Below are 12,301 nucleotides of genomic sequence, written 5' to 3' on the forward strand. Positions count from 1 at the left end.
GCGTCCCTCAAGTCGTTCTTACGACTTGAGGGACGCCCTGATCACGGTTAGGCGGCGCAGCAGCGGCCAGGCGAGGATGACGACGATGGCGGCGTAGATGAGGTACGAGACGGGGCCGCCGAGCAGTCCGGACAGGTCGCCACCGGAGAGCTGCAACGCCATCCGGCCCTGCCGTTCCGCGATCGGCCCCAGGATCACGCCGACGATCAGCGGCAGCACGGGCAGGCCGAAGCGGCGCATGCCGAACCCGAGCGCACCGAGAACCAACAGCAGGAACAGGTCGAACGGCTGGGCGTTGACCGCGTACGCGCCCATCGAGGCGAAGAACAGGATGCCCGCGTACAGGTAGGGGCGCGGGATCTGCAGCAGCTTCGCCCAGGCGGGTGCCAGCGGCAGGTTGAGCACCAGCAGCAGCAGGTTGCCGATGAAGAGGCTCGCGATCAGCGTCCAGACCAATGTGGACTCCCGCTCCAGGAGCAGCGGGCCGGGCTGGATGCCGTACGACTGGAAGGCCGCGAGCATGACCGCCGCGGTCGCGTTCGTGGGCAGGCCGAGCGCCAGCATCGGTACCAGCGTGCCGGCGGCCGAGGCGTTGTTGGCCGCCTCCGGACCGGCGACGCCCTCGATCGCGCCCTTGCCGAACTCCTCCGGGTGCTTGCTGAGCTTCTTCTCCGTCGCGTACGACAGGAAAGTTGGGATCTCGGCGCCACCGGCCGGCATCACGCCGAACGGGAAGCCGAGCGCCGTGCCGCGCAGCCACGGCTTCCACGAGCGGCGCCAGTCCTGCTTGCCCATCCACGGTTGGCCGACCGGGATCACCTCGCTGGACTTACGGCGCAGGTGCGCGGCCACCCACAGCGCCTCGCCGACGGCGAAGATGCCGACCGCGATGACCACGACGTCGATGCCGTCGGCGAGCTGCGGGATGCCGAACGCGAGCCGTTGCTGGCCGGTGACCTTGTCGATGCCCACAAGACCGATGACCAGGCCGAGGAGCAGGGAGGCGAACCCGCGTACCCGGGAGGCGCCCAGCACGGCGCTGACCGCGATGAACCCGAGCACCATGATCGCCAGGTAGTCGGGCGCGCCCAGGTCGATCGCGAACGACACCATGACCGGCATGACAAGTACCAGCAGGAGCGTGCCGATCGTGCCCGCGACGAACGATCCGATCGCCGCGGTGGCCAGCGCCTGCGCGGCGCGGCCCGCCTTGGCCATCTTGTTGCCCTCGATCGCGGTCACCACCGACGACGACTCGCCGGGCGTGTTGAGCAGGATCGACGTGGTGGAACCGCCGTACATGCCGCCGTAGAAGATCGCGGCGAACATGATGAACGCCTGCGCCGGCTCCATCCCGTACGTGACCGGGAGCAGCAGCGCGACTGTCATCGCCGGCCCGATGCCGGGCAGTACGCCCACAGCCGTGCCGACGGTGACGCCGATGAGAGCGATGAGCAGGTTCATCGGCGTGACGATGTTGCCGAACCCGTCGAGCAGGTTCGTCAGGTTCTCGATCATGCGGGGTCCCTGCGGAAATGTGGAGTGCAGCGGAGCATTTTCGTGGGGTGCTTCATAGGATTCCTTGCAGTACGCCGGCGGGTAGGTTGACGCCCAGCCCGATCGCGAATCCGTAGAAGGTGGCCAGCGACAGCGCGATGGCGATCGCCAGCGTCAGGACGTACCGCCGGCTGCCCAGCGCGAACGCCGCCCCGAAGAACAGCAGCGACCCGCTGATCACCCAGCCCAGCCGCTCGATCAGCAGCGCGTTCACCACGAACGCGGCTCCCAGCAGGAGCACGGTGCGCCAGTCGATCTTCGAGGTGAGGTCGACGTCTTCGCCGCCCTCCGGTTCACCGGTCCCGCCCCGTGCCACGTCCAGCGCGTACACGGCGGCGACCACGATCAGCAGGACGCCCAGCAGGATCGGCACCGGACGCGGCCCGATCGGGTCGTTGCTGCTGGTGGCGTGACCGATCCGGAACGCGTCGACGATGACCAGTACCCCGACAAGCGCGAGGAACGCACAGACGCCGTACTGGGCGCGGTCCCGCACGGCGGTCCGGTCGGACCGCCGCTCGGGCGTCGTGGTCGCGGTGCTCATACCAGCCCTAGGCCGGTCAGAATGTCGGCGACGGCCTTGTCCTGCTCGGTGAGGAACGTCGAGAACGCCTCGCCGGTGACGAACGCGTCCGTCCAGCCGCGCTTGGCCAGCTCGGCCTTCCACGCGTCGCTGTCGTGCACCTTGGTCAGCACGTCGATCCAGGTCTGCTTGTCGGCGTCGGAGATGCCGGGCGGCGCGACGATGCCCCGCCAGTTGGTGAACACGAGGTCGATGCCGGACTCCTTCAGCGTCGGCACGTCCTTGAGCGCCTCCTGCCGCTGCTCGCCCGAGACCGCGAGCACCCGGATCTGGCCCGCCTCGACCTGGTCGAGGAACTCCCCGAAGCCGCTCGCACCGAACGCCACCTTGCCGCCCAGCACCGCGGGCAGCAGCTCGCCGCCGCCGTCGTACGAGACGAAGTTGACCTGCTTCGGGTCGATGCCGACCGCCTTCGCGAGCTGCATCGGCAGCAGGTGGTCCGGGCCGCCGGGAGAGGAGCCGCCGCCGACCGCGACCTTCTTCGGGTCCGCCTTCCAGGCGGTCACCAGGTCGGTGATCGTCTGATAGGGCGAGTTCTTCGGTACGACGATCGCGCCGGACTCTTCGATAACCTTGGCGAGGGCGGTGGTCTGCGTGAGCTTCGCCGGCGACTTCTGCGTGTACGAGGCGCCGACGACGCCCAGCCCCATCTGCATGGCGAGCTTGCCGTTGCCTTTTTCGTTGACGGTGCGCTGCAGTCCGACGGTGCCGCCCGCGCCAGACAGGTTGAACACCTCCACACCCGACGCGATCTTGGTGTCCTCCATGACCTTCGCGATCGTGCGAGCCGTGGTGTCATACCCGCCACCCGGGCTGTTGGGCACCATGAGCCGCAGGTCGGTGATCGGGCCGCTGCCCTGTTCGTTATCGGCTTTGTCGGCGGTGGCGCCGCACGCGCTGAGCGCGGTGACAGCGACCAGCGAGGCGGCGGCGACCAGCGCCTTCGTCATATTTTTCATCACGGTTTCTCTTTCGTTTCCGAATGAGGGGGCCGCGATGATGGTGGACCCAGCATGTGTCCGAGGTCACCGTTATGACCACAGCGATGCTTACGTACATTGCGGTCACACCCCGCGCGCTGCTCGCGCCCCGCGCTGCTCCCTCCCCGCGCTGCTCCCTCCCCGCGCTGCTCCCTCCCCGCGCTGCTCCCTCCCCGCGCTGCTCCCTCCCCGCGCTGCTCCCTCCCCGCGCGCTGCTCGCGCCCTTTCCGCCGATCAAGGGCAAACGCACGTGATTCGATCGCAAAACCGCGTGCATTCGCCCTTGATCCACCCGCATGGCCTTGATCGACGAAGGAGGTCCCGGGGTGTGAGCCGGCGCGCCGTCGCGGCCGGGCCAGCCGCCGGGTTTGAGGGTTGGTGGCGTCGTGTGGCCGCGCCACGCGCGCCGATCAAGGGCAATCGCATGGATCAAGGGCAAACACACGCGGAAAGAGATCCAACCGCGTGCATTCGCCCTTGATCGGCGCACAGGGCGTGGCGACACGCCGTCAAAGGCTGGTCTGGGGGCGGATGTGCGCGGAAACAAGGTCCAACCACGTGCGTTCGCCCTTGATCGGCGGCAGGCGCGCAGGGCGTGGCGAGACGCCGTCTCGCGCGGGCGGCAGCGCCGAGGAGAGGACGGGCGCGGGTTGGCTGCCCCGCTTCCACCTACCTGTGGGTGGCCCGGAGGGCCAGGGTTGCTTGATCGGCAAAGCCCAGCGACACAAGCCCAGAACCAAGACCGAGATCCGAGCTACCGCGACGTCCGCCGCGCCCAAGACCGCTGCTCCCGCGGCCTCACCCTCCGCGAGCCACGACCCGCCCGCACGCGGCAGCGAAATCCCGGATTTGGCGGCCTTCGAGCGCGGTTGAGGCGACAAAATCAGGGATTTTGTCGGGATCTTGAGCGCGACTGGGCGCGGAGGGTGAGGCTGCGGGAGCTACGGTCTTGCGCGCGGCGGGCATCGCGGTAGCTCAAATCCCGGTTTTGTCAGTGGGCGGGATGGGTCAGAGGACGATGACGGCGTCGCCGTGCCAGCCATCGCCCGCGCGGCGCAGGACCACCGACACGAGGTCGCCGGCCGGCGCCACCATCGCCGGCGGCGACGCGATCCCGAACACGAACTGCGTCGCGATGTCCGTCGAACCGTGCCTGATCTCCATGTGTATGTGGGCAGGTGGCGCGTTCGCCTCCGGGTACTGCGCTGGCCTGATCGTCTCAAGCCGGAACCGTCCATTATGGTCGGTCCGCACCGTGCCCTCGAAGTAGCAGCACTTCTCCGATTCCGGACCGTATCGCCCCCTCGCGTCGGTGTGCCAGATCCGCAGATCCGCACCCGTGGCGGGCCGGCACCCACGATCCAGGATGACCGTCTCGATCACGAGCGCGTCGCCGCCCGGCGAGCCCGACAGCCCGTTGGTGGGACCGGGCCGCACCACCGCGTCAGCACTGCCCGGCGCCGGACGCGCGCACCCAGCCGCCGTGGCGCTGGCCGGCGGGGACGTGGCATCGTCCGGCGCCGAACCACCGTCACACCCGGCCGCCGCTACGACGAGCACGGCCGTCAGCCACCGCGCCTTCATACAATCCGCGAGCCCGCACCCGGCCGCCAGGTTCCCGCTTACTTGCCGATCTCATGTGCCCCGGTCCGCGTCAGTGGCGGACCGCTTGCTCCCGCGGGCACCGCGCAGGCCGGCGGCTCGCGGGGCTCGCCGAATTCCCCGGCCTCCGCTGCCGGCTCCGCGTGGCGCCAGAACGCGGCGATCTTGCAGTTGTCATGGCCCAAACCGGGCATTCCGCCGTGACAACTGCAAGATCGCCGCGCGAGAGGCCGCGCCGCCGCTCGCGCACCACGCCGCGCCGTGGCGAGGGTCCACCGCGCGCCGCGGCCAACGCCGATCAAGAAAGATCGCGTCGATCAAGGGCGAATGCACGCGGAAAAGAGATCCAACCACGTGCATTCGCCCTTGATCGGCGGACAGAGCGGCGCGTCGCGCCGGGCCGCGCCGCCGCGGGCGGCGGCGCGCTGCGGCGCGCCGGGCCGGGCCGCGATGGGGCGCGCGGCGGGCGGCGGCGCGGCGGGTCTGGTCGTTACGGGGTGCGGGCGGTTAGGACTAGGAGGAGTTCGAAGCGGATCGCGGGGTCGTCCAGGTCGTCGCCGAGCAGGTCGCGCAGGCGGCCCAGGCGGTAGCTCACGGTCTGGGGGTGCACGAACAGTTCCGCGGAGACCGCCGCCCGCGAGCCCCAGTGCCGCAGCCAGCTGTGCAGCGTCGCCAGCAGGCTCTCGCGCTGCGAGGCGCGCAGCCCGGCCAGCGGCGCCAGCCGGCGGGCGGACAGCACCGCCAGGGCGCCCGGCTCGCCGCGCAGTGCCAGCGATGCCAGGTGATCGTCGACGAAGACGGGGCCGTGGCGGGCGCCGGTGAGCTCGGCGGTCAGCTCGGCGAGGCGCACCGCCTCTGGCAACTGTTGCCAGCTCAGCGCGGGGCCGACGACGGCCTCGGTGGGAGCAGAGGTGGGCGGTGCGCGCAGGAGGAGGACAGCGTCGTGGCCGCGTTCGGTGACGACGCCACCGGTGCCGTACCGGAAGCGGGCGTCGCGCGCCTGGTCCAGGGGGAGGAGTACGGGGACGACCGTGTCGAGGTCGGGCCAGCCGGCTGCGGACGCGGCGGCGAGGGCCACGTTCGGCGCGGTGCCGCCGCGCAGGAGCAGCTCCGCCAGGCGACGCCGGCGGCGGTCGCCCTCGCCGGCCTGCTCGCGCACCTGCAGGGCGAAGCCGTCGGTGCTCGCGGCGGCCAGCTCGTCGACGTACGCGCTGATCGCGTCGGACAGGTCGATCAGCTCGTCGGTGCCGACGGGGCGGGTGCGGGCGAGCGCGTCGCAGGCCATGCGCAGCAGCAGCCGGGACGCCGTCCGGAGCGCCGCGAGCAGCGCCTCGGGGCCGCGGTCCTCGCGGGCTTCGGCGGCGCCCAGGCTGACGAACACGTCGCGGATGCGGGGCGGCAGCGCGGGCTCGGCGGTGCCGACGAGCTCGAGGAAGCGCTCGATCGCCACGCGTACCGCCGTGCGCAGGTCACGCTCGAACTTGGCGTCTTCGATCGTCGCGAACGCGGGCGTGGTCTCGGTGATGGCGCTGGCGACCGCGTGCACGGTCACCGGGAGGCGGGGGCGCATCGCCTCCGAGAGGTCGGCGGGGAGCCGCTGCCAGGGGGTCACCGGCCAATTTTGTCACGCCGTGATAAGAACCCGGCCAGATCTCGCTGTCTGGAAGACGGTGATTCATCCGGCCGGTCCGTAGACTATGGAAAGCGTGGAGTACCGGACCTCTCGCCAGCACGTCGTCGACATGTGTCGCACGATGCTCGAACGCGGCTACCTCAAAGCGACCGAGGGCAACGTCTCGGTCCGCATCCCCGGTCACGAGCTGTACGCCGTGACGCCGAGCAACTACGGGTACGAGCGGATGCGTGCCGAAGACATCTGCGTCGTGGACTTCGACGGCAAGCACGTGCCCGACGACTCCGGCGTGGGGCTCAAGCCGTCGATCGAGTGCGGGATGCACGCCAATATCTACCGCGAGCGCCCCGACGTCAACGCCATCGTGCACACCCACCAGCCGTACGCCTCGGCGCTCGCCTTCCTGCGCAAGGAGATCCCGGCGCTGACCGACGAGCAGGTGCGGTTCCTCGGCAAGAAGGTCGCGATCATCGACTACGCGCCGTCAGGCACCGGCTTCCTGGCGAAGAACGTGCAGAAGAAGGTCGCCAGCGGCGACAACGCGTTCATCATCGCCAACCACGGCATCGTCGCTGTCGGCACCGACCCCGAGCGCGCCGTCTTCAACATGGCGCTGCTGGAGAAGGTCTCGATCGCGTACCTGCTGGCGCTCACCAGCGAGGCCGGCAAGGTGTACACGATCCCGGCCGCGATCCGGGAGATCGCCTTCAGCAAGCTGCGCAAGGACGAGAAGCGGATCGCCGAGCAGATCACCAAGGCGGTGCCGCCGGTCCGGGTACCGGCGGACGAAGTGCTCCCCAGCGTCGAGGCAATCGAGGAAGCACCCTCGGTGCAAAGCGGGTACGCGATCAGCGAGTACCTCGACGTCGATGACACGATGCGCCGGCTCAAGGCACTGGTGGCGCAACCGATCCGTGGACTCCGACACGATGCCATGCTCGACGTGCTGAATTACTTCGAGACAAAGTGCCGGGGCAGCAAGGAGATCACCGACCGGGCGAAGAAGCGCATTCCCGGCGGCGTCCAGCACAATCTGGCGTTCAACTACCCGTTCCCGCTCGCGATCGACCGGGCCGAGGGCGCGTACCTGACCGACCGCGACGGCAACACGTACATCGACTTCCTCCAGGCCGGCGGCCCGACGATCCTGGGCAGCAACTACGCGCCGGTCAACGAGCAGGTCGCGGTGGTGATCCGGGACTCGGGGCCGGTGACGGGGCTGTTCCACGAGTACGAGTTGAAGCTCGCCGAGATCATCAACCAGTACATGCCGCACATCGAGATGTACCGGTCGCTCGGCTCCGGTACCGAAGCGGTCATGGCGGCGGTGCGGGCCGCGAGGGCCGTCACCGGCCGCAAGATGGTGATCAAGGTGGGCGGCGCCTATCACGGCTGGTCCGACACGATGGTGTACGGCCTGCGCGTCCCCGGCAGCTTCCGGATGAACGCGAAGGGCATCCCGTTCGGGGTGACCGCCCGCACCCGCGAGGCATTCCCGCACAGCATCGGCGAATTGCGCCGCAAGCTCACCGAGAACCGCCTTCGGGGCGGTACCGCGGCCGTCATCGTCGAACCGCTCGGACCGGAGTCGGGCACCCGGCCGGTGCCGAAGGACTTCAACGCGAAGGTCCGCAAGCTGTGCGACGAGTTCGGTGCGCTGCTGGTCTTCGACGAGGTGGTCACCGGGTTCCGGGTCGGTCTCGGCGGGGCGGCGGGCTACTTCGGTGTGACCCCGGATCTCACCGTCTTCGGCAAGGCGGTGTCCGGCGGGTACCCGATGGCCGGCGGCGTCGGGGGCCGCGCCGACGTGATGAGCGTGTTCGGGTCGGGCCTCGACGGCAAGAGCGGCGCGCACATCCAGGTTGGCGGCACCCTGTCGGCCAACCCGCTGTCGTGCGCGGCCGGCTACTTCGCGATCCAGGAGATGGCCCGCACGAACGCGCCGGTCATCGCGGGCCGGGCCGGTGACCGGCTCCGGCGCGGCCTCCAGCGCCTGATCGACAAGCACGGCCTGCCGTACGTCGCCTACAACCAGGGCTCGATCGTCCACCTCGAGTGCAGCGGCGTCATGCTGATGGACATGCGGAGCCCGATCAAGCTGTTGAAGGAGAACAAGGCGCGCAAGCGGCTGATGGAGCAGATGGGCGCCGCCTACGCCGCCCACGGCATCATCACGCTCGCCGGCTCCCGGCTGTACACGTCGATGGCCGACACCGACGAGGTCATCGACGCGGCGCTGGAGCGGTTCGACCAGGTGTTCGCGCAGGTGGAAGGGGTCTGATTGGGCGCGGTGGCACAGCAGGTCCTCGCGATCGACCTGGGCACCTCGGGCATGAAGGCCGCGCTGGTCGCGGCCGACGGCACCGTGACCGGCTGGGCCGAACGGCCGGTGCCGCTGCACGTATTGCCCGGCGGCGGCGCGGAGCAGGATGCGGGCACTTGGTGGGACGCGCTCGGTGCGGTCACCGCCGAACTCCGGCGCAATCACCCGGAGCACATGGGGGCGGTCACCACGGTGTGCTCGTCGACGCAGGGTGAGGGCACCATCGCGGTGGACGCCGCGGGCAATCCGCTGACGCGCTGCATCACCTGGCTCGACATGCGCGGCGCGCCGCACCTGCGCAAGCAGTTCGGCGGGCGTCCGTCGGTGGGCGGGCTGTCGGCGCGCAGGGTCGCGCGCTGGCTGCGGCTCACCGGTGGCGTGCCGTCGTCCACCGGCAAGGACCCCGCCGCGCACATGCTGCTCGTCCGCGACGAGATGCCTGACGTGTACTCCCAAACGGCGGCGTTCCTCAACGTGCTCGACTGGATCAACCTGAAGCTGACCGGCCGCGTGGTGGCGACCGTCGACTCGATCCTGACCTCCTGGGTCACCGACAACCGGCGCCCGACGAACATCCGGTACTCGCCGGCACTCGTCGCCGACTGCGGCATCGACCGCGACAAGCTGCCGCCGATCGTCGCGTGCACCGAGGTGATCGGCACATTGTCGCGGAGTGCCTCGGAGCACCTGGGGCTGCCGGAGTCGGTGCAAGTGGTGGCCGGTGCCATCGACAATACGGCGGCCGCGATCGGTGCGGGTACGACCGGCGACAACGAGCCGCACCTCTACCTCGGTACATCCTCGTGGATTGCCGCGCACGTGCCCCGAAAGAAGACCGACGTTGTCGCCCAGATTGCCTCGGTGCCTTGCGCGATCCCCGACCGGTACCTGATGACCGCCCTCCAGGCCACCGCCGGCGCCAACCTGACCTGGCTGCGCGACAAGGTCGTCGAATGGGACGACCCGCTGCTGGGCGCCGGGTACATCAGCCGCGACGAGGGCTCGATCTTCGACGCGTTCGACAAGATCCTGCCGACCGTGCCGCCGGGCGCCAACGGCGTGCTCTACACCCCCTGGCTGTACGGCGAGCGCGCCCCGGTCGACGATCCGCACCTGCGGGCCGGCTTCTTCAACATCTCCCTCGACACCAGCCGCTCCGACCTGCTGCGCGCGGTGTTCGAGGGTGTCGCGCTCAACACGCGCTGGCTCATGCGGGCCGTGGACCGGTTCCTCGGCGCCCCGGTCACCTCGATGGTCATCACCGGCGGCGGCGCCCGATCGGACTCGTGGTGCCAGATCTTCGCCGACGCGCTGGGCATCGAGATCCGCCGGGACGCCCAGCCGGTGGCGGTCAACGCGCGCGGCGCGGGGTGGATCGGTGCGGTGGGTGCGGGGATGCTCTCGTTCGACGACATCCGCGGGCTGATGCGCGACGACCACGTCTTCGAGCCCTCGCCCGCCGCGAGCGCCGTGTACGACGGCATGTTCGACGTCTACCAGAGCCTGCACAAGCGGCTGGCCCCGGTCTACAAGCGACTCAATCGCTGACCGTGGTGCTGCGCAGGTAGGTCAGCACCGCGAGCACGCGGCGGTTGCTGTCGTCGGTGGGTGGCAGGCTCAGCTTGGCGAGGATGTTGCCGACGTGCTTGCCGACAGCCGCCTCCGAGACCACGAGGATGCGGGCGATCGCGGCGTTGGAGTGGCCCTCGGCGACCAGCCCGAGCACCTCACGCTCCCGTGTGGACAGTTGTGCGATCGGGTCGCTGCGCCGCCGCAACAGCTGGCGTACCACCTCCGGGTCGACGACCGTGCCACCGCCGACCACCTTGTGGAGCGCGGCCACGAACTCCTCGACGTCGACCACCCGGTCCTTGAGCAGGTAGCCCACCTTCCGCCCGTCGCCGGAGTCGAGCAGCGCGGTGGCGTACCCCTGCTGGACGTACTGGCTCAGCGCCACCACCGCTAGCCCCGGGTACGCGCGACGCAGCTCGACGGCGGCGCGCAGCCCCTCGTCGCTGAACCCGGGTGGCATCCTGATGTCGGTGACCACCAGTTCGGGGGAGTGCGTGGCGACGGCCTCCCGCAGCGCGTCCGCGTCGCCGACCGCGGCCACCACCTCGAAACCGAAGCGCCCCATCAGACCGGCGAGCCCTTCGCGCAGCAGCACGCCGTCCTCGGCGAGGACTACCCGGATCGGTCGCTGATCTACAGGTGCGGATCGCTGGTCTGCCTGCACGGAATCTCCACTCGGATGAGGGTCGGCCCGCCGGCCGGACTGGTCAGGAACATGCGCCCGTCCACTACGGACACGCGGTCGGCCAGGCCGGTCAGCCCGGTGCCGCGTGCGGGATCGGCGCCGCCGCGGCCGTTGTCGCGGACCTCGACCGCCAGGACGTTTCCGTCGAGAGTGGCGTTGATGCCAGCGGCCGTCGCTCCACTGTGCTTGGACATGTTGGCGAGCGCCTCGGCCACCACGAAGTAGGCGGCTGTCTCGATGGGCGCGGGTGGCCGCCGGGACAGTTCGGTGTGGACGGTCACCGGGATGGTCGACTGATCGGCCAGTTCACGCAGCGCCGCGGGCAGCCCCGAGTCGGTCAGCGCCTGCGGGTGGATGCCGCGGATCAGCTCGCGCAGCTCGGCCATCAGCTGCTTGGCCTGGTCGTGCGCGCCGGCGACGGCCTGACCGGCTGGCGACTCGGGCGGCAGGTCCAGCCGGGCCATGCCGAGCTGGAGGGTCAGGCTGACCAGCCGTTGCTGGGCCCCGTCGTGCAGGTCGCGCTCGATCCGGCGGCGCTCGGCCTCGAACGCGTCGACGAGCCGCGCCCGCGACCGGGAGACCTCGACGAGCTCGGCGTGCAGCCGCTCTCCGGTGCCGGCCGAGAGCAGCGCCCGCGCCACCGCCGCGTGCGCACCGGCGAGCAGCGCCAGTAGATACGGCACGGCCGGCAGCAACGCGACACCGGCGAGCGCGTACGGCACCGTCTCGCCCACCGTGCTGACCTGGCCGAAGCCCAGCGCGACCGGACCGCCGTCCAGGGAGACGAGGAACGGGCTGGCGACGCAGGCGCCGATCAGTATGACCAGCACCAGTGCGGCGGCGTACCCGACCGGCGCCACAGTGGACAGCAGCACCGCGTAGGCCAGCTCGCGCCAGGTTGCCGCCTCGCTGTAGCGCGTGCGCAGCCACGCGGCGTGCCCCGGCGGGCGGTGCGCCGACGCGACCGGCCGGGTGTCGACCATGCGCAGCCGCCACCGTTCGACCGCGCCCAGCGGCAGCGCCACCAGAGGGCCAACCGCGCCCAGCAGCGCCGCCCCCGCCACCAGCAGCAGCGCCAGCCCAGTCAGCGAGGGGTCGTCCCACTCGGCGACCTGGAGCAGCAGCACGATCCAGGGCAGGGCGAGCAGCGCCAGCGGTAGCCCCGCGGCGAGCATCACTGGCGGTGCGGTCAGCAGGTACGCCACGGATCGCCACGGCCACCCGGATGCCAGGAACCGGCGCCGGGTGACCGCCTCGATCGCGGTCCGCGGCGTCGGTACGGGCACCCGCTCACGCTAGCTCGCGCCCCCGCTCGGGCGCGGTATGCCTAGCCCTACCTCTGGTTGGCCGTCTGGGCGTAGTGCCC

9 protein-coding genes are annotated in these 12,301 nt (G+C 70.5%); 2 read left to right on the top strand and 7 right to left on the bottom strand.

The window, feature by feature from the left end; translation table 11 throughout:
• Window positions 1-18: 18 nt before the first annotated feature.
• From QMG73_RS20255 to QMG73_RS20275, 5 genes are all read right to left on the bottom strand, one after another.
• The gene (locus QMG73_RS20255) at window positions 19-1,518 is read right to left on the bottom strand and encodes a tripartite tricarboxylate transporter permease (RefSeq protein ID WP_281897929.1); all 1,500 of its coding nucleotides are present in this window, start codon (window positions 1,516-1,518) and stop codon (window positions 19-21) included.
• A 52-nt stretch (window positions 1,519-1,570) separates the two neighbouring features.
• The gene (locus QMG73_RS20260) at window positions 1,571-2,101 is read right to left on the bottom strand and encodes a tripartite tricarboxylate transporter TctB family protein (RefSeq protein ID WP_281897931.1); all 531 of its coding nucleotides are present in this window, start codon (window positions 2,099-2,101) and stop codon (window positions 1,571-1,573) included.
• On the bottom strand, window positions 2,098-3,099 hold the full coding sequence (locus QMG73_RS20265) for a Bug family tripartite tricarboxylate transporter substrate binding protein (protein WP_281897932.1): 1,002 nt from the start codon (window positions 3,097-3,099) through the stop codon (window positions 2,098-2,100). Before QMG73_RS20265 ends, QMG73_RS20260 begins: the two co-directional genes overlap by 4 nt.
• Before the next feature lie 1,029 nt (window positions 3,100-4,128).
• Window positions 4,129-4,704 carry a dioxygenase family protein gene (locus QMG73_RS20270; protein WP_281897934.1) on the bottom strand — a complete coding sequence of 192 codons (576 nt, stop codon included), beginning with the start codon at window positions 4,702-4,704 and terminating at the stop codon, window positions 4,129-4,131.
• 508 nt (window positions 4,705-5,212) lie between these two features.
• The gene (locus tag QMG73_RS20275) at window positions 5,213-6,334 is read right to left on the bottom strand and encodes a helix-turn-helix domain-containing protein (RefSeq protein ID WP_281897936.1); all 1,122 of its coding nucleotides are present in this window, start codon (window positions 6,332-6,334) and stop codon (window positions 5,213-5,215) included.
• A gap of 85 nt (window positions 6,335-6,419) precedes the next feature.
• On the opposite strand from QMG73_RS20275, the gene QMG73_RS20280 reads away from it, so the two are divergent.
• Both QMG73_RS20280 and QMG73_RS20285 read left to right on the top strand, forming a co-directional pair.
• Window positions 6,420-8,636 (top strand): aminotransferase class III-fold pyridoxal phosphate-dependent enzyme, encoded by a 2,217-nt coding sequence (locus QMG73_RS20280; RefSeq protein ID WP_281897937.1) that lies wholly within the window; start codon window positions 6,420-6,422, stop codon window positions 8,634-8,636.
• Between the two features lie 9 nt (window positions 8,637-8,645).
• Window positions 8,646-10,226, top strand: a complete 1,581-nt coding sequence (locus QMG73_RS20285; protein WP_281897938.1) for a xylulokinase — start codon at window positions 8,646-8,648, stop codon at window positions 10,224-10,226.
• Here QMG73_RS20285 and QMG73_RS20290 read toward each other — a convergent pair.
• Together QMG73_RS20290 and QMG73_RS20295 are read right to left on the bottom strand one after the other, a co-directional pair.
• Window positions 10,216-10,872, bottom strand: a complete 657-nt coding sequence (locus QMG73_RS20290; protein WP_281898010.1) for a response regulator transcription factor — start codon at window positions 10,870-10,872, stop codon at window positions 10,216-10,218. The two genes, QMG73_RS20285 and QMG73_RS20290, sit on opposite strands and share 11 nt — an antisense overlap.
• 11 nt (window positions 10,873-10,883) lie before the next feature.
• Window positions 10,884-12,221: a sensor histidine kinase gene (locus QMG73_RS20295; protein ID WP_281897940.1), complete on the bottom strand. Its 1,338-nt coding sequence runs from the start codon at window positions 12,219-12,221 to the stop codon at window positions 10,884-10,886.
• Between the last annotated feature and the right edge of the window lie 80 nt (window positions 12,222-12,301).

This window comes from Phytohabitans aurantiacus, assembly GCF_027923225.1.
Classification (GTDB): Bacteria; Actinomycetota; Actinomycetes; order Mycobacteriales; family Micromonosporaceae; genus Phytohabitans; species Phytohabitans aurantiacus.

What these genes read in the sequence shown, in the direction of transcription:
- QMG73_RS20255 (WP_281897929.1), bottom strand. Translation starts at nt 1,518, where the DNA reads ATGATCGAGAACCTGACGAACCTGCTCGACGGGTTCGGCAACATCGTC.
- QMG73_RS20260 (WP_281897931.1), bottom strand. Translation starts at nt 2,101, where the DNA reads ATGAGCACCGCGACCACGACGCCCGAGCGGCGGTCCGACCGGACCGCC.
- QMG73_RS20265 (WP_281897932.1), bottom strand. Translation starts at nt 3,099, where the DNA reads ATGAAAAATATGACGAAGGCGCTGGTCGCCGCCGCCTCGCTGGTCGCT.
- QMG73_RS20270 (WP_281897934.1), bottom strand. Translation starts at nt 4,704, where the DNA reads ATGAAGGCGCGGTGGCTGACGGCCGTGCTCGTCGTAGCGGCGGCCGGG.
- QMG73_RS20280 (WP_281897937.1), top strand. Translation starts at nt 6,420, where the DNA reads ATGGAAAGCGTGGAGTACCGGACCTCTCGCCAGCACGTCGTCGACATG.